Raw genomic sequence first — 23,556 nt, 5'->3', positions numbered from 1 at the left:
GGGTATGATAAATAACAGTTAATTATCTGGAGGAATTTTATATGGGCAGTCTACGCGCATTTCGTGACTTCAACCGGGACTTTTGGTTATACTTTTGGAAGTATGGCCAAGTTGTCATTTTAGTCCAATTGATTAGTAATTTAATTTTAGCACCTGCTTTAGGTTGGTTGACCAATACGGTTTTGGATCTAGGCAATGTGAATTATCTTTCCTACACCAATTTGCCAGAACTGATCTTACACAAGCCGTTAGTAATTTTAGCGTTATTGGTAATTTTAGTCTTAATTTTACTGTTAGTTTTTGGCCAATTTGCACTCTTATTAGTCAGTTTTCAAGCGATCAAATCTCGAGCGAATTTACGTTGGCGCGATTATTTCAAAACCGTGCTGCATAAGACTTATGCCCTACCGTTTAAAGCATTTGGCTTTTTCCTATTATATTTTCTGTTGATCATCCCTTTTGGCACCCTTGGGCTATCGTCTAATTTATTAGATAAGGTTAAAATCCCAGAATTTATTTTAGAATGGCTGGTTACAGATCATCTCCCATTGGCTATTTTAGTTTTTGCCCTTTATGCCTTGGCTTTTTATTACGGCTTGCGCTGGCTGTTTGTCATCCCTTTGATGATTTTTGAACATAAGTCTATCCGAGCCGCTATGAAACGCAGCTGGGCCATCACCAGACGGAAATTATTATATTATTTAGGTATCTTTTTAGCCGCCGCAATTGTAGCCGCTATTTTCTCTCAGCTGTCCTTTGGGGTAATTTTAGGCCTGCAGTGGCTTTTTGATCACGTCACCTTCTTAAAATTGCCGATGGCGATCTTAAATTTATCGTTAGTCCAATTATTTAATTATATTATCAGTATTTATATGACGGCAATCAGTGCTTTAATTATTTTGAGTCAAACCCGTGCCACTTACCAGTACAGCCGGCAAGTACATCGCACCCACAAATGGTTTTGGATTACCTTAGCAACCGTTACTATAGCCGGCTTTATCAGCTACAGCGTGGCCTATTTCCAAAATTGGTTGATTGAAAAACCCGCTACGATTTCGCATCGGGGCGTTGATAATGGTAACGGTGTTCAAAATTCAATTACCGCGTTAAAGAAAACGGCGAAACTAAAACCAACTTACATTGAGATGGATGTCCAAGAAACTAAAGATCATCAATTTGTGGTGTTACACGATAACACCCTCAATAAATTGGCTGGTATCAATAAAAAACCTAGCCAGATGACGTTAAAACAACTGACTGGTACAAAGATACATGAAAACGGTCAAACGGCATCTATCGCCAGTTTTGACGACTATTTAAAGACGGCGAATGCACTGGACCAAAAACTATTAGTCGAATTTAAAGATGTTCGTGGCAATCGTGCTAATTTTGTCAAACGCTTTGCTCAAAAATACAATCGACAACTAATTCAAAATAAAGCCATGATTCACTCCTTAAGTTATAACTACATTGAACAGAGCAAAAAATATATGCCCCATATCCCCGCCAGCTATATTCTGTCCTTTAATTTATCCGGTGTGCCTAAAAGCAATGCCGATGCATTTACGATGGAATATACAACGCTAAACGGTACTTTTGTTGACGCGGTGCACTTACAGCACAAGAAGGTTTACGCTTGGACCGTCAACGACACAACTGAGATGTCTCAGATGATCTTTTTAGATGTGGATGGCATTATCACCGATGACTTGACCGGTTTAAAACAAGAAATTCAAACCAATTTCCACAAAAATACGTATGCCGGTCGAATTTTAAATTACTATACACAAATGCAAGCACCCTTTTAATATAGAAAAGCGACCTGACTTTAAAGTACAAAAGTCAGATCGCTTTTTTAATGCCTTGGTTCTGATGTACATGCCTACAGCGCTTAAAAACGTGTAGGCAGCATTTTCACACGGTTGTCATTGCCAGCAGTATTACTGCTGTAACCTCATTGTCAGCGATTACAAAATCACCGATAAATTACATTCCATAAATATTATCCGTAAAGGCCAAAATTTCATCTTTACGATGGGATACAATAATGACTTGTGTTTGAGTTTGACTCAAAACTTCACGGGTTAATTGCATCGTTTTTTGCCTTAAATCATCATCTAGCCCGGTAAAGGGTTCATCTAGTAGTAATAATTTAGGCTGTTGCACCAATGCGCGGCAAAGGGCGACTCTTTGTCGCTGCCCGCCGGATAAACGCGTAACCATTTGATCCATTAAAGGGGTCAAACCTAAAGTAGTGACTAATTGTTGGGCCACTGCCTCAGACACACCGCCGTAAGTTTTGCCAACTTTTGTACGCCGGTAAAAGTCAATATTTTGTTTTGTTGTCATATTTGGGAACAAAGCTAAACTTTGAAACATAAAGCCAATATGCCGCTGTTCTGGGGGCAGCGAGATATTAGCTGCCGTGTCAAGCCAGACTTGTTCGTCAAATTCAATGATGCCTGCATCCGGTTGTGCTAAGCCAGCGATAATTCGCAAAATCGTGGTTTTACCACAACCGGATGAGCCCATTAGACCATAAAACTGTTGATCCATTGTCATTTTGAAATGTAGCGGTTCTTTGTTGATCATCTTTTGAATGTCAATTTTTAACATATTATTGCCTCACTTCTTTAGTGCGATAGTTCAAAAATTGAATGAACAATAAGGCAATGATGCCGATTAAAACATCTAAAAGACTTAACACAATAGCCGTGTGATTGTCACCGCCTTGAATGGCGAAATAAATGGCGGTGGCAATGGTATCTGTTTTGCCTTGGATGTAGCCAGCTACCATCAATGATGCACCGAATTCCCCTAACCCCCGGCAAAACGTTAGTAATAATCCGACAATAATGCCGCTGTAAGCGTTGGGCAAAATAATCCAACGTAAAATTTCGTAGGGTGTGGCACCCATGACTTTAGCAGCCTCGGATAAGGTGGGGTCAACGGATAAAATAGCAGCTTTAATTGACTGGTACATTATTGGTAACACTACAATAATGGTCGCAATAACTGCACCGGTCAAGGTAAAGATCACAGAATAATCTGCGAATAATGCTAGGAACCGTCCTATAATACCATATTTACCAAATAATTGCAGTAAAAATAGTCCTACAACTGTCGGTGGTAACACTAACGGCAGTAAAAATAGACTTTCTACAAACCAGTTTAATTTAATCGGATGCCGAATCAATAAATAGACAATTGGCAGACAAATTAAAAAGGTTAACGTCGTCGCAATAATGGCAATAATTAAAGAATGGACGATTGGTGTTATTAACATGGCTCACAGTCCTTACTTCACCATTGAGAAGCCAGCTGCTTTAAATTTCTTGACAGCTGGTTTTGTCTTCAAGTATTTATTGAAGTCTTTAACAGCTTTTAATTTTTTCTTATTTGTTGTTGTCGCACCGACATAATAACGAATTGGGGTATGAGATTTTTCAGAGACTTTTTTAATCACTCGAACATCATCACTGATTTTAGCATCGGTCATATAAACAAAACCAACTTGCGCATTCCCAGCGGCAACATAAGCCAGAACTTGGCGGACATCATTGGCATAAACATATTTGTCTTGCAATGTATCCGTTAACTTATAATAGTCTAGAGTTTCTGTAGCATAGCGACCAGCAGGTACTGCTTTTGGTTCGCCTAAAGCAATTTTTTCAGCGGCGTTCAATTGCGCTGCCAAATCCCCAGTTAACTTATCTTGTTGTTTACTTTGAACTAAAACTAAAGAATTCCCTAATAAGGCAAACGTACTCTTCGCTTTTTTGGCGTCTGTCAAAGCCGTCATATCTGCTTTACTAGCTGTTAACACGCCATCAATTGGTGCCCCACTCAAAACTTTTTGTTTGATTTGTCCGGAACCTGCAAAGTCTAATTCAATTTTAGTCTTTGGATGTTTCTTCTGATAATCCTTAGAAATACTGGTTAATACATCTTTCAAACTCGCTGCGGCCGAATAATGTACGGTTACTTTACTGGCTGCTTGTGCTGGCTGCGCCCCCAATAAAGTGGGTAAACTTAGTAGTAACCCAAAAATTATAGCAACGCTAAGCCAAAGTTTCTTTTTCATGTTTCATCCTCCTTTGTTGTGATTCCAATATACCATATAGTTTTTTATATGAAAACCCTTACAGTAAAAAAGCTAAAAAAAATTCTGTTTGCCTTCAATTTAATATTATGATGCCCTGATAAATAGATTAGAAAATCCCGTATAGACTGATATATCATCTGTCTAGTGGTTCATATTTATGAATGTGAATCTATGAGCTTAAGCCGACAACGACAATATTTTTCTGAAAACACCATTTTATTTGTGTGCTAGTTTCAAAAAAAACTTACGAAAAATATTTTTTTATGGTAGTGTAATCAATTGTCGAAATAAAAATTTGATGAAGGAGTGTTTTAATTTAAATATGGAAAGTACAATGGATAAAATGACAACTCAAAAGAAGGCTGTACCGGAAACGGCTGCTTTTCCCATAAAACGACCAATGTTAGCAATGATGGGGATGCTAATTGGCGGTTTCGTGGGAATGCTCAGCGAAACTTCTTTAAATATTGCTCTACCGAGTTTGATGACCCAATTAAATATCGGTGTGGGGACGGCACAATGGCTTGTTACCGGCTATATGTTAGTAATTGGTATTGTTTTGCCTCTCTCCAGTTTATTAAGTCGCTGGCTTTCAACGCGAACTTTAATTATCTTTGCCCTTATTGATTTTATGGTGGGTGCTGCAATTTCTGCCTTAGCTAGTACTTTTTCGATCTTATTAATTGGTCGAATGATTCAAGGTATTGCGACAGGTTTAATTTTGCCTTTAATGTTCACGGTAGCCACTTTAATTTTCCCACCGCATAAATTAGGTAGTGCCATGGGGATGATTTCATTAGTCATCATGTTTGCCCCAGCGATCGGGCCAACGCTTGCCGGAATTATCATCGGTGCGTTATCTTGGCAATGGTTATTCTGGGCTTTTATCCCTTTCTTATTATTAGGTCTGATTTTTGCAGTTAAATATTTACCGAATGTTGGTAAATTATCTAAACCAAAAGTTGATTTATTCTCTATTCTATTATCAACATTAGGCTTTGGCGGTTTAGTCACTGGGGTTAGCTTAGCAAGTGATCACGGTTGGACTTCCCCACTTGTCTTAAGTATTTTAGTTGTTGCTTTGATTATTTTAGCGGTTTATATCCGCCGACAATTAAATTACCAAACACCAATCTTGAATTTCAAGGTTTTTCAACGGCGGAATTTTGCTATGGGTTCTGTTTTAGTCATGTTAGATTTTGGTATTATTTTATCTTCAATGTATTTATTACCAATGTTTTGGCAAAAAGGTTTAGCCATTCCAGTTGCCTTAACAGGGATCGTTATGCTGCCCGGAGGCGTTGTCAATGCTGTCTTTTCAGCAATCGCTGGTCGTTTCTATGACCGTATTGGCGCTAAAAAATTAGCCGTTTCCGGTTTTACAATTGCTTTAATTGGGATTATCATGCTGCTATTTACAACAAAAAATACCGCAATGGGCTATGTCATTACAGCACATATCGTAATGATGATCGGAGTTCCACTAGCTATGTCCCCAGTTCAAACGTTTGGCCTAAATGCGTTAGATCCGATGACAGCTAGTGATGGCAGTACGATTATGAATACGTTCCAACAGATTATTGGTGCCGTTTCAACGGCCGTTGCTACCAGTCTTTTAGCGATTGGTCAAAGTACAAGTACAGCGGCGGCTAACTCCCAAACTGCCTTTACAAATGGTGTTCATCTAGGTTTAATTTTCCCATTAATTTTGACAATTGCTGCTTTAATTATTACGTTATTTATTAAAGAAGAGCGTCACAACGCTTAAAAAAATGCTGACTTATCACAATTTTGTGACTGGTCAGCATTTTTTAATTTCATTTTGAATTGAATTCTAACAAATAATTAGTATTTTCCATTATAATTAGCTTAATATGCAGAGAACCGGGGGTTTTTTTATGAAAGATACTATTTTAATCGTTGAAGATGAATTAAGCTTATCCAGCTATTTGACAAAAGAGCTGCAGTTTGAAGATTTCCAAGTGGTCGTGGCTCAAGACGGCTTAGCAGCGATGACTTTATATAACGAACACCAAAACGATTTATTATTAATTTTATTAGACTGGATGTTACCCAAATTAGATGGTATGGAAGTTTTACGGCGAATTCGTAAACACGATCAAGTCCCTGTAATCATTATGACGGCTCGAGATTATGTCGGTGACAAAGTAGCCGGCTTAGATAATGGCGCTGATGACTATATTACAAAGCCATTTGAAATCGAAGAATTATTAGCTCGAATCCGGGTCATTCAACGTCGTGCAGCCCAATTGGTAGATCCAGATCAGACGTATCAGATTGAAAATTTAATATTAAATACAAAATCTCATCAAGTAACTCGGAACGGTAACGTGGTGCAGCTTACCCGCCGAGAATACGATTTGTTATTATTCTTCCTCCAACATGTCGGCCAAGTTTTTACCCGGGATGAATTGTTAGATAACGTTTGGGGCGAAGACTTCCTCGGTCAGCAAAATGTGGTGGATGTCTATGTCGGTTACTTACGGGGCAAAATTGATTTAAAAAATGAACAGCCTTTAATTCAGACCATCCGAGGTGTGGGCTATGCCATTGAGGCGGTCGCTAATGGCTGAAACAAAACCGGCACCATCTTATGAAAAAGTAATTAATCAAGCGATCCGGCGGCTTGTTATTAGCATCACTTTAGCGATCAGTATCATTATTTTGATCTTTGTGGCCGCCCAGCAATCCGTCAACACTGCCCGAGAAGCACAAGGCTTGATGATGAGTTTGAATCGGGCTAATGTTAACAGCATCCCCAACTTCATTCAGTGGAATAACCAAGCCAATCGGCATACAAAACAAAATACGTTTATTCGGGTAAAAACAAAAGATAAGTCGGTCACCGCAGCTTCCTTCAAACGGGATCGGGTCATTATGACCACCCCTTCTTCAAAGAAATTTTTAGCTAGTAAGAACTATCATATTTATTTTTTAAAAAATGTTGTTTATATTCCGAACTACGGGTTATTTTTGTACTACACCCAAAAAAATAGTAAAACCGCCTATCAGCTCTGGGTCAGTTTGAATAATACGATTAAAAATTTATTGATTCTTTTAGTTCTAACTATTTTTGCAATTTTTATTACCGTTAGTTTTGGCAGTCTTTGGGCCAGACGCCTTGCGCAACGGCTCAGTGCACCGACTCTAAGTTTAGCCAATGAAGCTAAAAAATCTAGTCAGAATTTAGAACAACAACAGCCCAATTTATCAGTCCCGGATAGTCCGCTAGAAATTCATGAGTTGGGTACCGCCTTTAACGGCTTACTATCCGCTCAAAATCAGCGTTTGCTTCGAGAACGGCAATTTATCTCAGATGCCTCCCACGAATTACGGACACCGATTGCGGCAATTCGCGGCAATATTGGTTTGATCAAACGCCGTGGTGAAGCCCACCCAGAAGTTATCCCGGAATCGTTAGATTTTATTGACGCTGAATCATTGCGGATGCAAGAATTAATTGAAAATTTATTACACTTGTCCCGAGCAGATAAGGCTAAAATTGACTTTAAACCTCTAAATTTAACAGCTTTGATCCAACGGCTCAGTCAGCACTACCAACCTATGATCCCGCAGCCATTACAATTAGAATTAGCCGCAGATGTTATTGTTTCTGGTAATGATGACATTTTGCAGCAAATTCTAGTGGCCCTATTGGACAATGCCCGTAAGTACACACCAGAAGATCAGCCAATTACACTAGGTTTAACTCAGACTAAAACAGCCGTTGAAATAACCGTTGCCGACTTAGGGGATGGTATTCCAGATGACCAGAAGAGCGCTATTTTTCAGCGATTCTATCGGGTAGATCAATCTCATTCAGCCACTATTAAAGGCAGCGGTTTAGGCTTAGCCATTGTGGCTCAACTGGTGAAATTAAGTCAGGGCACGATTACTGTTTTAGATAACCAGCCCACTGGCAGTATTTTTAAAATAACGTTGCCAAAAACCGATTGACGCTTTAAATCTCTAGAAACTGAAATAAACGCTAACTTGGACGAGCACTAATATTAATGCCGATAAACAAAAAACCAGGTCAAAAATTTTGACTTGGTTTTTTTTGTTTATCTTTTTTGGAATGTACGCCCAAATTTCCTGTTGGTTTACCCTCTAATTCTTGTATTCTGGGCGCCACTTCATTGCTGCAACGGCCTGTTCAGCACTGGCGATAGGTTCTTTATTTAATTTTTGATCCAGAATACTCTGGGCAACGACTTGGGCTAGTGTTTGTGAGAATTCTGTAATCTTGGAGACCGGCGGCAAAACAGAAGCTCCAGGTTTTGAGGTATCCACGATCCCCCCTAAGGCATGGCACGCAGCGGATAAAGTCGCTTCATTTAAGACTTTTGCTGTGGCGGCGATCAAGCCAAAACCTAATCCCGGATACATTAAGGCATTGTTACCTTGGCCAATTTGATAGGTCACGCCTTTATAAGTTACATCGGCTGCCGGAATGCCGGTGGCTACTAAAGCTTTACCATCTGTCCATTTGATTAAATCTTCAGCTTTGGCCTCTGCCAATTTTGTTGGATTAGACAATGGAAAAATAATTGGCCGTGGGGTGTGGGCCGCCATTTCTTTTACAATACTTTCCGTAAATGCCCCTGGCTGTGTGGATGTGCCAATAAGAATTGTCGGTTGAATGGTCTTCACAATGGTGGCCAAATCCGTCAATGCATCCGCATTTTGAAATTCACTGCGTTTACGGACAAAAGGCTTTTGTGCTGGCGTTAAGCCGTCAGTATCTTCAAACAATAGGCCTTGTTTGTCCACGGCGTAAAATCGTTGTTTGGCTTGGGCTTCTGTGAGGCCTGCTTGCTTTAATTCATCCATAATTTGATTGGCAATCCCCATGCCAGCGGTGCCTGCCCCAAAAGATAAAATTCTTTGATCTGTAATTGATTCTTTAGAAATATTCAAAGCGCCTAAAATACCGGCTAAAACGACCATCCCCGTGCCTTGAATATCATCATTGAACGTCGCAATTTTTGTTTTATATTTGTCCAAAATCGCTTGGGCATTAGCACGGCCAAAGTCTTCCCAATGTAATAATGCCTCTGGAAATAGCTTTTGCTGAGCCGTCACAAACCGATCAATCACAGCCTCATATTGGGGCCCGTAGATTCGTTGATGTCGATTACCTAGATACAACGGATCTGCTAGTAATTTTTGATTATTTGTACCGGCATCAATACTTACAGGCAATACTTGCGCGGGATCAATCCCTGCGGCGGCTGTATAGACCATCAATTTTCCGATGGCAATATCCACACCGTTAACACCCCAATCACCCATGCCTAAAATACCCTCGGCATCTGTTACGACCACCAAGCGGATATCTCGACCGCCAGCAGCATTTTCCAAACTGGCTTCAATAGCTTCTGGGTCATCCACTGAAATAAAAGCTGCATTTTGCGGTGCTAAAAAGAGTTCATTATATTGCTCAATCGACTCTGCTACCACGGGATCGTAGACAATCGGCATAAATTCTACCACGTGGTCCGCCATCAAATGATAAAATAACGTGCGATTTTCATTAAACAAATTCATCAAAAAAATTCTTTTCTCTAAATCTGTCGTCTTACTTTGAAACTGCCCGTAGGCTTGCGTTGTCTGTTCAGTAATTGTCTGTACCTTACTAGGCAGCATCCCTACTAAGCCTAACGCCTGTCTTTCTTCATTTGTAAATGCGGTCCCTTTATTTAAAAAAGGATTATTTAAAATCGATTCTGATTGTGCCATCTCAATGCCTCCAGCTATTCTTTAATCTAAAACTTAAGTACCTCGCCTAAAATACGGCTGCCAATTTATATTATAACCTATCCTAAAAATGATTATTTATAAAGCTTGTATAATTAAAAACCATCAGTTATAATGTAATAGCGTACTAGTACACTGTTAAGGAGGTTCACTCATGGAATTTAACGACAAAATCCCCATCTATTATCAAATCAAACAATATATTTACACCGAAATCATTATTTCACATTTGAGCCCTGGCGATAAATTACCTGCTGTTCGGCAATTGGCACTGGATTTAACAGTTAACGTCAATACGATTCAACGTGCCCTAAGTGAATTAATTGACGAAGGCGTTTTGGAATCTAAACGGGGTAAAGGCAATTTTGTAACTGAAGATGAGACTATTTTAATGAAACTAAGGGAAAAAGTTATTGAAACCCAGCTTCAGCATGTCTATGATCGTCTGGCGGAATTACAGCTCTCACCGGAAGAAATGATCACCGCGTTACAAAACTATATTGCCAAAAGAAAGGACGATAATCATGACTAATTTAGTAACTTTGTCCAATGTGACTTATAAACGAAATCTCAAAATAATCATTGATCACTTGAATCTACAGCTGCCTCAAAATAATATCATTGGCCTGTTAGGTGCAAACGGCGCTGGTAAAACAACTTTAATGCGCTTAATTAGTGGCGTTGTTCCCAATTATAAAGGTACTATTCGGATAGGCACTGCAACAACGAATACAGCTAGAAAGCAAGTGGCCAGCTTCAGCCAAATATTAACCGGCGTTCAACCCAATGCCCGGTTAACGGAAATTGCTAATTATTGTGACACTTTATATTCAGATTTCTCCATTGATGTTTTTGAAAAAATTATCGCGAGTCTAGATCTAGACGGCACTGAGAAATTGAGCGCACTCTCCAAGGGGAACCGTATGAAATGTGTTCTCGCGGTTACACTTGCTCGGCGTGTATCACTTTATTTATTGGATGAACCTTTTGACGGCATTGATAGTATGACGCGTAAACGGCTCATCAAAAGTATGCTGACCTGGAAACCTGATAATGCCACCATTTTGATTTCTGACCATCATGTGGAAGATATCGCAAATATTTTAGATCAAGTTGTGATTTTAAAACATCAAATGGTAATTTCTCAAAAATCCGCTGAAGAAATTCGAGAAAAAGACGGGTTGAGTATTGAAACTTACTATGAAAACATCTACGAAGGGGGCGTTGATCATGACCAGTCTCATGACAACCTTTAAAACATTCTTACGGCCGCGCTTTAAGACAACTTCTGCTTTTTTAATCGCGACATTTGTGGCCACAATTATTTCTTTGATCATCATCGTTTGGAATACCCATAGCTTCAAAAATACAAATATCAGTAACTTTATATTGATGTACGCTGCAATCGGCGGTCTAGCACTATTTATAAAATTAGCTCAAAACATTGAAATCGTTTGGACCCATAACTATTATCGGCTCATCCCTATTTCCGAAACCAAACTTTACCTTAGCAATTTTTTAGCAACGCTTGTCTGTCTCATTTATTATTCCGGCGTCCAAGTAATTCTATTTCTCCTTTGGGAACTTATTTTACCAACGGCGCAACTACAAATTAGTTTATTCTCGTTACCTTGGCTGCGCCTACTGCCACCAGCAATTGTTTCTGTTCTATTATGTTTATTCTGGTGGGTTTTTATCAGCTTAATTCATATGGCAACTAATGCCACAGCTGCCTTTTTGCCCAACACACGCGTCCGCTTAGTACGCTGGTTGATTTATCTTGTTTTTATTATCATTTTCAGTATCCTTATCAGCCAATTCAATCGCTTAATCCAATTTTTCTTCGGCAATCCAGATAATGCCAGCTTTTTAATGTTATTCACCGGCCTGTCACTATTAATTGTCATTATTTCAGCAATTAATATTTATTTACTCAAGCGCTGGGTAGAAACAACCGCTTAAGCACTTAAGTCCCCCACCCTTTTAAGTAATTTATTTTACTTTGAAGGGTTTTTTTATGTCTGAAATAATTCTTAGCCACCAATGCTCTAAGAAATTCTTATATTTCCCTTATCAAAACCCGGTAGTTTGTCTTGACCTTTCCTTGTAGACTAACCATATTCAATTCGAAAGGACTTGGTAAGCAATGTCAAACTTAACCGAGCAATTACAACAGCAACTTATGACCGGTGCTACCCGGTCTTTGATGCAAGATGCTCAAGGCCATTGGTATAACGGCAACTCCTTGAATCTAGAAAAACAAACTTGGGTCAATTATTGGAAAACACAAGGTATTGGTCATAATGACATTGTCTTGATCGCTTTGAAAAATTCTGTTACTTATAGTCTTGTGACCCAAAGCCTTTGGGATATTGGTGCCATCGTCCAACCGGTGAATCCCGCAACAACTGAGATTCAACTAAGCCAACTTGAAGCAAAATATAATTATGCTGCTTTAATTTTAGAAACAGAAACTGAAATCTTAACAAATTTAAAAAATACGTTTGCGCCACGGCCAAAACTAACCACACTTCACGAACCTGAAGTTCAAATCTACTTACGACGCATTCATGAAACCCACCCGGCCAAACAGCCTCTTAATCAGCAAATCGCTTTGATTATGCATACTTCCGGAACGACCGGCCAACCTAAAAGAGTTGGTCTAACCCATCAGCAACTTTTAGCAAACGCTGAAAATATCGTGACAAGCCAATATTTAACGGCTCAAGATCACACTTTAGTGGTAATGCCGCTCTTTCATATTAATGCTCTAGTCATTTCTAATCTGGCCACGCGCCTTTCTAAGGGCCAATTGCTTTTTCGACCGAAGTTTAGTGCCCATACTTTTTGGCACGATGTGGTTGAAAATCAAATTACTTGGGTTTCTTTAACCCCGGCTATCATCGAAATTCTATTGGCCCGACCAGAACAGCCAGCACCGAATCAACTTCGGTTTTTACGGACAGCCTCTGCCCCCTTATTACCAAGCACGCATGCAGCCTTTACAAAACGCTTCGCCGTCCCGTTAGTTGAAAGTTATGGCATGACGGAAGCAGCCAGTCAAATTACCCAAAATCCACTGAAAGCCCAAAAATTAAACTCTGTTGGTCGCGTTTTTGGCCCAGAACTCAAAATTTTAGACCAGCATCATCAACCGGTTCCAGCCAATCACATCGGTGAGATTGCGGTCAAAGGCACAACTGTCATCAATCATTACCTAGATCCTCAGCCCGAAACATTTCAAGACGGCTGGCTGCTCACTGGCGATTTAGGTCAGTTAGACAAGGATGGTTACTTATTCATGGCTGGCCGCCGAAAAGAAATGATTATCCGTGGCGGTGAAAATATTAATCCATTAGCTGTTGAAGATTGTCTTACGATTTTGCCCTTCATTAAAGAAATGGCCGTCGTCGGCCTGCCCGATCCAATTTACGGTGAAGCTGTCACCGCTGTCATTGTCCCCAATGAGCCTACGGAGGATCATCGTTACCAGCTGACTTTATTGGAAAATTTGGCCGCTACGCAATTATTACCGGTAGAACGGCCGACAAATTATATTTTTAGTACCGACTTACCGCGAAACGCTACCGGTAAAATTCAACGTACTTTATTGGCACAAGAAATCCAACATCATCAACTAAAGGAGGCTTAACGGATGCAAAAAGCTGCTGTCCTAAGTCCAATTAAAACCAAACGAAGACCTATCCAAATTTCATGGCAAAAAGTACTCCCTTTTGTCATTCCCAGTCTGATTATTATCATCTGGCAAGTCAGTAGTAATCTAGGCTGGCTGTCCAGTTCGGTATTACCCTCACCTTGGGCCGTTTTACAAGATGGTATAACCTTAACGTTATCCGGCGAACTACCTAAGAACTTAAGTATTAGCCTTTATCGAGCCACTGTTGGCCTTTTGATCGGTGGTAGCATCGGTTTTATCTTAGGCTTCATCAATGGTCTGTCCCGAAAATGCCGTTTGTTATTTGATTCTTCAATTCAAATGTTTCGTAATATTCCCCACTTAGCCTTAATTCCGCTAATTATTATTTGGTTAGGGATTGGTGAGTCTGCCAAAATTTCATTGGTTGCTATTGGTACAATGTTTCCGGTTTATATCAATACTTTCCATGGTATTCGTTCTGTGGATAAGGAATTCATTGAAATGGGGCAATCGTATGAACTCAGTCGTACCCAGATGTTTCGTAAAATTATTTTTCCAGCAGCGCTACCGCAAATTTTAGTAGGTATTCGCTATGCATTAGGGGTTATGTGGACAACCTTAATCGTTGCCGAAACTATCTCTGCCAGTTCTGGTATTGGTTATATGGCCAATAATGCTGAGGATTTCGTTGATATGGAAACCGTTATTTTATGTATTGTTGTCTACGCTGTACTAGGTAAAATCTCAGATCTTGTCGCAAAAGGCTTTGAAAGTCTGCTGTTAGATTGGCAGACCACTGGAAGGAGTAAAGTACAATGACCGATCAAACAAATGTTATGATTAATATTCAAAATATCCATAAACAATACGCCCAACTTACCGCTCTAAATCAAGTCAATTTAACCGTAGAACAAGGTGAATTCTTAGCTTTAGTAGGTATGAGCGGCGGTGGTAAAAGTACTTTATTACGGTTAATTGCCGGGTTAGAGCAACCTACCAGCGGCAGTATTAAAATTAACCAAGTCCCTACTAACGACAGTGATTCCTTAGTCCGAGTCATGTTCCAAGAAGATCGGCTATTACCTTGGATGACTGTTTTAGAAAACTTATCGTTTAAATCTAAAAAATCAGCCGAACGGCAGCGGGCTTTAAACTTGTTAGAATTAGTTGAACTTAAAGACTATGCCGATCATTATCCCAACCAACTTTCCGGTGGCCAAAAACAGCGTGTCGCTTTAGCGAGAGCGTTAATGACGGCGCCTAAAATTCTACTCTTGGACGAACCTTTAGGGGCGTTAGATGCGCTAACACGACGAAAAATGCAAGATTTGATTTTAAATATTTGTGAGAAACAAAAACTCACCACAATTTTAGTGACCCATGATGTGGATGAAGCTGCTAGAATGGCCGATCGCATTGTTGTCATGAAACAGGCCACGAATTTTTATGAAACGATTGGTCCTAAAGACCGCCGTAATCCTGGTCAAGTCGGCTTAGTAGCCGATCGCGTTTTAAGTGCCATCTTAGATGAAGCACCCGTTCGCCAATTTCAAACAGCCTAACTTAAACCTTTGGCCAAACAGCTCAGTGATTAAGCTGTTTGGTCAAAGGTTTTTTGTCAAAAAAATAAGCCCGACGACAAGGCTGTTTATATATGCCATAATGTTATCAAAGACAAAATTGTAACTCTAAATAAAAGAAGTGATTGTAATGCTTGTACTAGGCTCTATCAAGTTGACAATTGAAATAATATAAAATTCTGTTTGCTTAAACGGCTTTATCCCATTATTTTTATTTGTCCAGCTTTTGAAGTATCTAAAAATAACTGTTATTTTATTCTCTATAATCATTGTATCCTCTCTGTAAGCGTGCTATGTTCTATAAATATAAATGTCTTTTATTGCATTCGCCAAGGAGGGATTTTTTTGCCAAATAACTGGAATACGATTCAGTCTAAAGTCGTTTATGATTTAAAACGTGCCCGACATCGACTATGGTTAAATGTTGCGGCTTATCTTGTTTTATTTATAATCGAGTATGTTTTAGCAAATATTGGTCATTCCAATGTTTTACGGGCGGATGCGTTTAATAATTTATCTGGTATTTTAGGCACTGGCTTATTGATTACTGGATTAATTATTGCCGCTAGAACCCATGATGAAGATTTATTTGGTGCCCCAATTTCTGAAGCAGAGCAGCGCTCTTTAGGCCCACGAATCCAGCAGTCTCGCTTTCGTTTCGAGACAGTTTACACATTGGTTTCTGGTCTAATCATGGCCGCTATCGCCATTGATATCATTTATAAAGGCATTATTTCTTTAAGTCATCAGGCGAGTGCCAAAACGCCAACGCCAATCACCGGTATTGGTGCGGCTATTTCGGGCATTATTTTGCTAGGTTTATATTTTTATAACAAATACAGCAGTGTTAAATTAAATAATGCTACCTTAAGCGCGGCCGCAAAGGATATTTTAGGAGATACTTTGACCAGTTTTGCAACAACTATTTCTATTTTTGGTAGTATTTTATTCCAACTCAAATGGCTAGATGGTGTGGCAAGTATGCTGATCGGCCTATATATTTTGAATTCTGGCATTACAATTTTTCGTGAAAGCAGTTTAAAATTAGTGGATTACTTTGATCCCAACTTAGAAGCCGCCTACCAACAAGCGCTGATTCAAGTAGCCGGTGTTAAAGATATTATTTTTCTAAAAGCACACTACGATGGTAGTTTGATCATGCTAGACGTGACCGTTGTTGTCGATTCCAACATGACTGCTCAAGAGATCTATCAATTAACCAACAATATTAATGATCTCATGCAAGCCAAGTTCGGTGTTACCCAAACAGATGTTATGATCCATCCAGATCAAATTGTATTTTCTAAATAAGGGCATAGTTCACCATAAAAAAGCTGCTTTTCCTTTCAATTGCAGCAAAGCTTCTACAAAGAAGTAATCAGAGTAAATCAAAGGCACTTCATAAGTAGCTGGACGATGATAAGCCTCGGTACCACCCCCGATAATACCATCTTCGTCAAAGCTCCAATCTGCATACTTCTTTTCTACAGCTACTAAGATATCTTTAGAAATTTTCTTAAAATACTGCCGTTTTCTTTCTGGACACCACTTAGCAATTTCTAGTAAACCACAGGCTGCAATTAAGCCAGCACTTGTATCATGTAATTCGGGTACAATGGGGGCCCGAAAATCAACAACGGGTATAAAATTAGTCTTACGAATCTCAGAAATGAAATAGTCAGCAATTAATTGAGCCATTTTTAAATAAGTCGGATTTTTAGTATGTCTATAAGCTAATGCAAAGCCATAAATACCCCAAGCATTGCCTCGGCTCCAAGCAGAATTGGGTTGTACCCCTTGACCCGCAAGTTGTTCAATGAATTCGCCAGTATTCTCATTAAAACTAGCAATATGTCCAACTGAACCATCTTCTCTAACTAAATACTTTGCCACGGTATTCGCATGTTGAGAGGCAATTTTTTCAAACCTAGGATCTTTTGTCTCAGCACTTGCCCAATAAAGCAGCTGAATATTCATCATGCTATCGATAATTACCCAACCGGGATGGTCATTCCACGCCACAAGAAAATGACCATCAATATTATAACGTCCTGCTAGTAAATTGGCTGCATGGATTCCGGTACGATAAGCTTGTGTATTCTTTGTTAATTTATAATGGGCAACTGATGTCAGAAGCCAGATGAATCCTACATCATGATGGATATCTTTAAATTCATACAAGGCACGATCTAATCTTTTCTCTTGTATGATAGCACTTTCTTTAAAATTTTTTTCTTTAGTATAATTAAAAAGCTGCCATAAAATGCCGCTCCAGAAACCGTTGGTCCACCAATCAATCCCTCTTTCAGTCATTACATCTGTGTACCGTCCATCGTATGGTATATAAGGTGTCCCTCCTTTTAAGTGTTCATTTTCAACTTTTATTTTTTGTATTGCTTTATCTAGATACATATCAACCCAATCTGTCATGGTTACACCCCCATTATGTTACCATCTTAAGCTAATTTAACACATATAAAAAGAATATCTGACAAACAACAAAAATCGAGTAGGAGGTAGCTAAGCTACCGACCTCTCACACCACCATACGTACGGATCCGTATGCGGTCTGGGATATGCCCCATTAGAATCTACACCTAAAGTGAAACCCAGAAATTTGAGTCTGAGTGGGGAACCCACTCGGCTCTTATCTTGGTTGACTGTGACCTTTAGGTCATGCTCTAGAAATTTTGTGATATTTTCTAGAACGCGATAGCCTGCTCGTTTACTTTTGACATAGATATTACAGTCATCTGCATATCTTACAAAGGCGTGTCCTCGTTGAGTGAGTAGGTTAATTCATTCAGGTATATATTGGCTAGAAGTGGAGAAAGGTTACCGCCTTGAGGCGTATCTTTCTCAGGCATTTCAAATAAGCTTCCATGCTGGGCGCTCCTAGAACTAAGGCTAGATCAAAAATTATCATTTGACCTAGCCTTAGTTAAATTATTAAGTTAACTCTATTTTACACTTCTAATAGCTGAAATTAAGAATCCCCCAACAACTTCCATAACAACGGAGAATATAAAGATTGACTGATAACCTAGCTCTGTCACAATTATAGATGCTATTAAGGCACCTAACATTTGTGCACCAGTTACACCTAAATTAATTAAACCCAAATCTTTGCCGGCTGTCTCTGCTGAAGGTAGCACATCTAAGTTTAAAGCACCATCGACAGAATTATAAATCCCCGTTCCCATAGCCGCTAAAACACCATAAACATACATCGTCCAAGGATTAGCATCAAATAAAGGGAACAACGCTGCAATCCCTAAAAGATACGTTGCAATTGAAACCGGTAGCTTTACACGTTTTAATTTATCAGCTAATATACCTGACACCAATGCAAAAATTAAACCAATAAATAACATAATAGATGAGAACACCGAAATTGCTGCACCGGCAGATTTATCATTCATCGACATATAATCTGTAAAAATATAAAGTAAATATGTAGTAATAATTGTATGCCCTAGAACCATGAAAAACTTGCCAAATAGTGCTAAATAGTAATCTCTAGCGCCTTTAGTTGGTAAAGAAAAATGCTCTATGGCGTTTTGTTTATTCATTGTCACTTTCGGTTCATCCAAATTAGATTTCTCTTGAGCTAGCAAAATATGAACGATCATCAAGACAACCGCAATTGCAGCCATGACATAAAGTCCAAAACGCACATCTCCTAAGAACTGAGCCGCCAAAATAGCAAATAACTGCGGTACGATGGTTCCCCCAACACCATAGAATGTCGATATCGTTCCACGCCACCTAGGTGCAATTCTATCCGAAATTTGAGCGTATATCGTAGCAGCAACCGCATTCTCCGCCCCTGCTGTAATTACCCAAATACCTATAATAACCACAACGGATTTGACATTTGCAATCGCAATTAAAGAAATTGCAGTTACAATAGTCCCCATAATAATGTACGGTTTACGCTTGCCTAACCGAGTTCGAGTAACATCTGATAATGCCCCGAATAATAAATTAGTTATTGCTGCTGTTAAAGAAGAGACCATAGCTAAGATCCCAACAGCCCAGACTTTATGGGCTGAATCAATTTGACTAAATAGTTGCGGAATCAGTGTACTTCTGGTAGATGCAACTGGTCCAATCCATACAGCTGGAGACATAAACATAGCAATTGCAAATGCCTTAGGTAACTTAGGTTGTTGTTCATCTTTAATCTTTGCATTAATCTTAGGTTGAATTTTTAAGTTTCTTCGTTCTGAATTATCTAAATTTTGACTTTCAGCCATTTTTCTAACTTCCTTTCAAAAGAACTTACTTAAGATTCAAATAAAGTTCCGCTTCATCTAATGATATTTTCACTTTATGTTCTTGCAAATCAACAACTGGCTTTTTCAACCACTTTTTACTGGCATATGCTATATCTTGATGTGCATAAATACCTGTAATTAAATAATGAGTCCCCGATGTAAAAGTCGTTAGTCGACCAGGCAATGAAACTACTTCTGGTGTTATCAAGTTTGTGTTAGGGAAACCTTGTATCGTAGCATCCACCTGCTGTTCCTTGGATGGTGTCAAATCTACAATTCCTGTAAATCCAGCGGATCCTTTAAAGTAACTTTCTTGTAAGTCACTAACTATTTCACCAGGATTATCTGGATTATTTTCCAAAGCAAAACCGGTTTCGTAGACAACCGATGTACACTTTAGAGTCAATCTATGCACTCGAATTTGCCATCCTTCGATCGAGGTTAACCATGTTCTGATATTCATTGCATCATTAATTAGCCATGTAGAACCAATAACATTATCACTTTGAGTTACATCGTAAACATTATTTCGAGTATAAAACATCCCTGGTTCTGTGATATTCTGCCCACCTCTACTGGCTACCATTGTAGTATCTTTAGTTTGAATGCCTAACATCGAGTCCATAACAGCCTCTTCTTTTAATTGATTATTCCGAGGTATAGAAAAACCAAATTGACTAGAATAAGCAAATTTAAAATACTTTTCATTTGTCAGAGCATGGTAATTAGGTCCAGGTTGCCCCGCGTTCAGAAAAAACGTATGTCCGTTATCATGTATTGCCAACAAGTTGGGCGCTGATAACAACTTAGTATGTGTTACTTCTGGATAGGGTATTTCTTCTACTTGCCAATACTTATGATCATCTGGCAAAGCCAACAACAGAAATATTTTATTAGCCCAATAAGGTGACACAGGACTATTGTAAGGCTCAGTCATTGATAACTGTGCATAGCCATAGCCTAGAGTTAATAAATTTGAACTATCAAAAATCGGTTTATCAAACCAGTATCGAATATTACGGTTGATAATTCCTTTCATTAAATTAATTTTTTCTGGCCAAATATCTCCGTAGACCATTGCAGCCCAGAAAGCCACTACAGCATAACGATAAGTTAAGCTACGCCCAAAAGGTACATTGGTACCATCTTCTGCAAAAAAATGAATATATTGTTTAGCAAATTGCTTTGCACGTTGTTTAAATACCGCACTCATAGGATCATCTGGAACTAAAATACTGTATAAAATACCGTAGTATTGAAATGCAAATGGCGTATAGTAATCCATTCGCCCTCTAGCACTATCTTGATACCAACCATCCTTACGGTAACAATGCTCAATTTTTTCCATAGCACTTTTAGCATCGTTAGTATTTACAGTTACACCTAACTTCTTCAAAACTTGATAAACTAATATTTTGAAAAATTGCCAGTTTCCGTCTGAACATTGATGTTCAAAAATTTGTTTCAGCCATGTTGTAATTTGATGCTGTTCTTTTGCCGTATACTGTTTCCATAAATAATGGTTATGGTGTAGTAACGTAAAAGCGATCGCTGGCATTTCAACCATTCGCTGATCTCGATCGTGTAAATCTCCCCAATAATCTGAGCTCTGGGGATCTGTACCAGCTAAAATCCCTCTTTTAATTTCCATTAACCAATCATTACCTAATTGTTCAATACATGGTCCGGCACCCCACAACATTCTGGAAAAGCCTTCCATACCTGCAATTCTATTTCCATAGCCAACACCAGTAGTACCAAAAAATATTCTTGAATAACCATTATAGTGTTGTCGCAATGGTGTATTTATCCGTTTAAATAAACTGAAATAATCTTCTTTAGTGCTTAATTGCAAGTTCTTCAAGTGTCTCATCCTCCTGCGAATAAATTTTTAAATCTAAGTTTAGAAATCTTAATAATGCTTCTAAATAAAAAGCATCCCCATAAATTATTGGTACTTCCCGATCACTCTCCCGATGATACTTAGCAGAACCACAAGTTAATAATTCATCATCTTTTAAACTGAAATCACAATATCTTTGCGTTAAAGCCTTAAACATTTTAAACGCAGCATTCTTATACAGTGCCTGCTGTCGTAATGGTAAATATCTAACTAATTCCAACAATCCACAAATTGCAATAGCTGTCGCAGTTGTATCGTAATATACCGGCGTACTGGGTGCTCGAAAATCTATGAGTGAAACATCATCAGTCGTAGATACATTTGCAATGAAGTAATTAGCCACTAGTTTTGCTTGATTCAAAAACTGAACATCTTTGACATTTTTATAGGCTAAGACCAGGCCATAAATTGCCCAGGCCTGTCCTCTAGCCCAAGAAGAGTCACTGCTGTATCCTTGTCCACCCAAATTCTGTTCAAATTGCCCTGTTTGTGGGTCAAAAACAGCAATATGATTAACGGAACCATCCGCGCGTAACAATGCTTTTGTCGCAGTATAGGCATGTGCTGTTGCAATCTTTTCAAATTTTGAATCTCCCGTTTGTGCACTTGCCCAATACAGCAGTGGTAAATTCATAAAACAATCTACAATAACTTGTCCTTTTTTCTCTATGCCGTTCCAAGCTAACAAATATTTTCCTATCGGATTATAACGTTTCGCTAAAATATCTGCAGCCGTCAAGGCTCTTTTTTTCGCTACCACATTTCCAGTTAGATGATAATCAGTCACTGCAGCATTTAACCAGATAAAGCCTACATCATGGTCCAATGTGCTGGGATTTTTGAAAGTAATCTCTAACTTCTCTTCAATACACCTTGCTGTTTTTAAATATGCTGATTTTTTAGTAGCTGCGTACATCTGCCAAAGAATGCCCGGCCAAAAACCATTGGTCCACCAATTTAACTTATTACTGCCCATATCGATATATTTATGATTTTTAGAAATATAGGGTAACGAACTACCTATCCGTTTTTGAGTTATAGCTAATTTTGATTGCACACGTTGCCAAGTTTCTTGTAGTAATATCTCTGCTTCCTCATTTAATTGATAATGCATCGATACACCTCCGTCATATACTTTAATCAAATTTGTAAACGTTTTCTTTGATTGCCATCATCGTACCATCGATATTCAATATTAATTGTTCGTAATAAACTAATTTATGGTACAATTTTAGATAAAATAATTCATCTGTACATAAAAAGATACAATTATTATCTATTAGCGTACATAATGATAGAGGAGCGCAGTACTTTGGCAAGTATATTTAATTTTTCATATTTGAAAATAGATGCTATCCTAACAGTCAATGAACAAACCTATACCATTGGTACCAGTCATGAATATCAAAAGCCTCAGACTTACTTGTTACTTTACGTGCAAACGGGCCAAATACTCTTAAATGCTAAAGTTAGTTATATTCTTAATCCTAATGAATTAATCATCCTTCCCACAGATGAACCAATCACTTTCACCTCAGCCGTCCCTGACACTTCAGCACTACATATTATTTTTCAATCCAATACAGTACCTCTAAATCGTTTATGTAATCGAACTTTTTTTATAGAAAATCAAGATGAGTTAGTAAATATTAAAAATGAATATAAAAAAATCACCATTCTCCGACGTCGAAAGCCTGAAATTACTTACGACAAAGAGATTGGTGAATTCTTCATGATTTCTTGTACTAAACTATACACAAGTATCACACAGTTACTACTGACACTTGGTGAACTAGAGCTTAAAACACGCTTACCTCGTACTGTAAATATAAAATCAGATAAACCAGATATAATACCAGATAAAGCAATAATTACACACCAGCTAGAATCTGCAAAAACAGCTTCAAATTCTATTTACAAAAACTTACTCGTTAATCAAATTATCGCCTATATGAAAATCAATCTGAATAAAAAATTAACTATTGAATCAATTTCAAAAGAATTTCTAATCGGTAGTTCTAATCTTAAAAAAATATTTAAGCAAGAAACTGGTGCAAGTATTATTAGCTACTTCAGAACTTTAAAAATGAAGACTGCACAGTCGTGGGTTCAAGAACACAAACTACCCTACACAGACATCTCTAATAAACTAGGCTTCAGTTCAGTCCATCACTTTTCTAGTGCGTTTAAAACCTATACCGGTTTATCGCCTACACAATACTACCATAGCGTTCATTTTGATAAGTAAA

General features: G+C 38.5%; 20 protein-coding genes and 1 pseudogene. 12 read left to right on the top strand and 9 right to left on the bottom strand.

The genetic code is table 11. The features are described from left to right. Positions 1-41 precede the first annotated feature (41 nt). Complete coding sequence (locus EKM93_RS02800; RefSeq protein ID WP_125712837.1) at positions 42-1,808, top strand: glycerophosphoryl diester phosphodiesterase membrane domain-containing protein; 1,767 nt, start codon at positions 42-44, stop codon at positions 1,806-1,808. 178 nt (positions 1,809-1,986) lie between these two features. Here EKM93_RS02800 and EKM93_RS02795 read toward each other — a convergent pair whose 3' ends face one another. From EKM93_RS02795 to modA, 3 genes are read right to left on the bottom strand one after another with little or no spacing between them, the layout of a single operon-like run. Further along, positions 1,987-2,616 carry an ATP-binding cassette domain-containing protein gene (locus EKM93_RS02795; RefSeq protein WP_125712836.1) on the bottom strand — a complete coding sequence of 210 codons (630 nt, stop codon included), beginning with the start codon at positions 2,614-2,616 and terminating at the stop codon, positions 1,987-1,989. Between the two features lies 1 nt (position 2,617). Further along, positions 2,618-3,286 (bottom strand): molybdate ABC transporter permease subunit, encoded by a 669-nt coding sequence (modB, locus tag EKM93_RS02790; RefSeq protein ID WP_125712834.1) that lies wholly within the window; start codon positions 3,284-3,286, stop codon positions 2,618-2,620. 12 nt (positions 3,287-3,298) lie between these two features. Next, positions 3,299-4,084, bottom strand: coding sequence for a molybdate ABC transporter substrate-binding protein (modA, locus tag EKM93_RS02785; protein WP_125712832.1), 786 nt, complete (start codon positions 4,082-4,084; stop codon positions 3,299-3,301). A gap of 343 nt (positions 4,085-4,427) precedes the next feature. On the opposite strand from modA, the gene EKM93_RS02780 reads away from it, so the two are divergent. The 3 genes from EKM93_RS02780 (at position 4,428) to EKM93_RS02770 (ending at position 8,083) form a co-directional block, all read left to right on the top strand. Further along, positions 4,428-5,873 (top strand): DHA2 family efflux MFS transporter permease subunit, encoded by a 1,446-nt coding sequence (locus EKM93_RS02780; RefSeq protein ID WP_376923055.1) that lies wholly within the window; start codon positions 4,428-4,430, stop codon positions 5,871-5,873. A gap of 130 nt (positions 5,874-6,003) precedes the next feature. After that, positions 6,004-6,699 (top strand): response regulator transcription factor, encoded by a 696-nt coding sequence (locus EKM93_RS02775; RefSeq protein WP_125712830.1) that lies wholly within the window; start codon positions 6,004-6,006, stop codon positions 6,697-6,699. Next, the gene (locus EKM93_RS02770; RefSeq protein ID WP_125712828.1) at positions 6,692-8,083 is read left to right on the top strand and encodes a sensor histidine kinase; all 1,392 of its coding nucleotides are present in this window, start codon (positions 6,692-6,694) and stop codon (positions 8,081-8,083) included. Before EKM93_RS02775 ends, EKM93_RS02770 begins: the two co-directional genes overlap by 8 nt. A 153-nt stretch (positions 8,084-8,236) precedes the next feature. On the opposite strand, the gene EKM93_RS02765 is transcribed toward EKM93_RS02770, so the two are convergent. After that, entirely contained in the window at positions 8,237-9,868 is a 1,632-nt protein-coding gene (locus EKM93_RS02765) for a malolactic enzyme (RefSeq protein WP_125712826.1), read from the bottom strand. Between the two features lie 172 nt (positions 9,869-10,040). On the opposite strand from EKM93_RS02765, the gene EKM93_RS02760 reads away from it, so the two are divergent. From EKM93_RS02760 to EKM93_RS02730, 7 genes are all read left to right on the top strand, one after another. Beyond that, entirely contained in the window at positions 10,041-10,418 is a 378-nt protein-coding gene (locus EKM93_RS02760; protein ID WP_125712824.1) for a GntR family transcriptional regulator, read from the top strand. After that, positions 10,408-11,142, top strand: coding sequence for an ATP-binding cassette domain-containing protein (locus EKM93_RS02755; protein WP_125712885.1), 735 nt, complete (start codon positions 10,408-10,410; stop codon positions 11,140-11,142). Before EKM93_RS02760 ends, EKM93_RS02755 begins: the two co-directional genes overlap by 11 nt. After that, entirely contained in the window at positions 11,117-11,848 is a 732-nt protein-coding gene (locus tag EKM93_RS02750) for a hypothetical protein (protein ID WP_125712822.1), read from the top strand. Before EKM93_RS02755 ends, EKM93_RS02750 begins: the two co-directional genes overlap by 26 nt. Positions 11,849-12,032: 184 nt before the next feature. Next, positions 12,033-13,538 (top strand): AMP-binding protein, encoded by a 1,506-nt coding sequence (locus EKM93_RS02745; protein WP_125712820.1) that lies wholly within the window; start codon positions 12,033-12,035, stop codon positions 13,536-13,538. Between the two features lie 3 nt (positions 13,539-13,541). Further along, entirely contained in the window at positions 13,542-14,363 is an 822-nt protein-coding gene (locus tag EKM93_RS02740) for an ABC transporter permease subunit (RefSeq protein WP_125712818.1), read from the top strand. Beyond that, positions 14,360-15,106 (top strand): ABC transporter ATP-binding protein, encoded by a 747-nt coding sequence (locus tag EKM93_RS02735; protein ID WP_125712816.1) that lies wholly within the window; start codon positions 14,360-14,362, stop codon positions 15,104-15,106. The genes EKM93_RS02740 and EKM93_RS02735 overlap by 4 nt, the downstream gene beginning before the upstream one ends. A gap of 363 nt (positions 15,107-15,469) precedes the next feature. Further along, a complete protein-coding gene (locus tag EKM93_RS02730; protein ID WP_225423611.1) occupies positions 15,470-16,435 on the top strand; it encodes a cation diffusion facilitator family transporter in 966 nt (321 codons plus the stop codon). A 9-nt stretch (positions 16,436-16,444) separates the two neighbouring features. Here EKM93_RS02730 and EKM93_RS02725 read toward each other — a convergent pair whose 3' ends face one another. The 5 genes and pseudogenes from EKM93_RS02725 to EKM93_RS02705 all read right to left on the bottom strand — a co-directional run bounded on the left by EKM93_RS02725 (position 16,445) and on the right by EKM93_RS02705 (position 22,421). After that, positions 16,445-17,554, bottom strand: coding sequence for a glycoside hydrolase family 88 protein (locus EKM93_RS02725; protein ID WP_125712814.1), 1,110 nt, complete (start codon positions 17,552-17,554; stop codon positions 16,445-16,447). A gap of 135 nt (positions 17,555-17,689) precedes the next feature. After that, a pseudogene (locus EKM93_RS02720) lies at positions 17,690-18,000 on the bottom strand (reverse transcriptase domain-containing protein); the annotation flags it as partial. Positions 18,001-18,084: 84 nt separating this feature from the next. Next, entirely contained in the window at positions 18,085-19,263 is a 1,179-nt protein-coding gene (locus EKM93_RS02715; RefSeq protein WP_376923058.1) for an MFS transporter, read from the bottom strand. Between the two features lie 145 nt (positions 19,264-19,408). Further along, on the bottom strand, positions 19,409-21,268 hold the full coding sequence (locus EKM93_RS02710) for a DUF2264 domain-containing protein (protein ID WP_125712810.1): 1,860 nt from the start codon (positions 21,266-21,268) through the stop codon (positions 19,409-19,411). Continuing rightward, positions 21,243-22,421 carry a glycoside hydrolase family 88 protein gene (locus EKM93_RS02705; protein WP_125712808.1) on the bottom strand — a complete coding sequence of 393 codons (1,179 nt, stop codon included), beginning with the start codon at positions 22,419-22,421 and terminating at the stop codon, positions 21,243-21,245. The genes EKM93_RS02710 and EKM93_RS02705 overlap by 26 nt, the downstream gene beginning before the upstream one ends. A 198-nt stretch (positions 22,422-22,619) precedes the next feature. Here EKM93_RS02705 and EKM93_RS02700 point away from each other — a divergent pair, with 198 nt between their 5' ends. Then, positions 22,620-23,555, top strand: a complete 936-nt coding sequence (locus EKM93_RS02700; RefSeq protein WP_164506966.1) for a helix-turn-helix transcriptional regulator — start codon at positions 22,620-22,622, stop codon at positions 23,553-23,555. Position 23,556: the final 1 nt, after the last annotated feature.

Source organism: Agrilactobacillus yilanensis, assembly GCF_003946725.1.
Classification (GTDB): Bacteria; Bacillota; Bacilli; order Lactobacillales; family Lactobacillaceae; genus Agrilactobacillus; species Agrilactobacillus yilanensis.
This window is presented reverse-complemented; position numbering and strand designations above follow the sequence as displayed.

Excerpts from the sequence above, each read along its gene's own strand:
- EKM93_RS02800 (WP_125712837.1), top strand. The coding sequence starts at position 42 with ATGGGCAGTCTACGCGCATTTCGTGACTTCAACCGGGACTTTTGGTTA.
- EKM93_RS02795 (WP_125712836.1), bottom strand. The coding sequence starts at position 2,616 with ATGTTAAAAATTGACATTCAAAAGATGATCAACAAAGAACCGCTACAT.
- modB (WP_125712834.1), bottom strand. The coding sequence starts at position 3,286 with ATGTTAATAACACCAATCGTCCATTCTTTAATTATTGCCATTATTGCG.
- modA (WP_125712832.1), bottom strand. The coding sequence starts at position 4,084 with ATGAAAAAGAAACTTTGGCTTAGCGTTGCTATAATTTTTGGGTTACTA.
- EKM93_RS02780 (WP_376923055.1), top strand. The coding sequence starts at position 4,428 with ATGGAAAGTACAATGGATAAAATGACAACTCAAAAGAAGGCTGTACCG.
- EKM93_RS02775 (WP_125712830.1), top strand. The coding sequence starts at position 6,004 with ATGAAAGATACTATTTTAATCGTTGAAGATGAATTAAGCTTATCCAGC.
- EKM93_RS02770 (WP_125712828.1), top strand. The coding sequence starts at position 6,692 with ATGGCTGAAACAAAACCGGCACCATCTTATGAAAAAGTAATTAATCAA.
- EKM93_RS02765 (WP_125712826.1), bottom strand. The coding sequence starts at position 9,868 with ATGGCACAATCAGAATCGATTTTAAATAATCCTTTTTTAAATAAAGGG.
- EKM93_RS02760 (WP_125712824.1), top strand. The coding sequence starts at position 10,041 with ATGGAATTTAACGACAAAATCCCCATCTATTATCAAATCAAACAATAT.
- EKM93_RS02750 (WP_125712822.1), top strand. The coding sequence starts at position 11,117 with ATGACCAGTCTCATGACAACCTTTAAAACATTCTTACGGCCGCGCTTT.
- EKM93_RS02745 (WP_125712820.1), top strand. The coding sequence starts at position 12,033 with ATGTCAAACTTAACCGAGCAATTACAACAGCAACTTATGACCGGTGCT.
- EKM93_RS02740 (WP_125712818.1), top strand. The coding sequence starts at position 13,542 with ATGCAAAAAGCTGCTGTCCTAAGTCCAATTAAAACCAAACGAAGACCT.
- EKM93_RS02735 (WP_125712816.1), top strand. The coding sequence starts at position 14,360 with ATGACCGATCAAACAAATGTTATGATTAATATTCAAAATATCCATAAA.
- EKM93_RS02725 (WP_125712814.1), bottom strand. The coding sequence starts at position 17,554 with ATGACAGATTGGGTTGATATGTATCTAGATAAAGCAATACAAAAAATA.
- EKM93_RS02715 (WP_376923058.1), bottom strand. The coding sequence starts at position 19,263 with ATGTTTATGTCTCCAGCTGTATGGATTGGACCAGTTGCATCTACCAGA.
- EKM93_RS02705 (WP_125712808.1), bottom strand. The coding sequence starts at position 22,421 with ATGCATTATCAATTAAATGAGGAAGCAGAGATATTACTACAAGAAACT.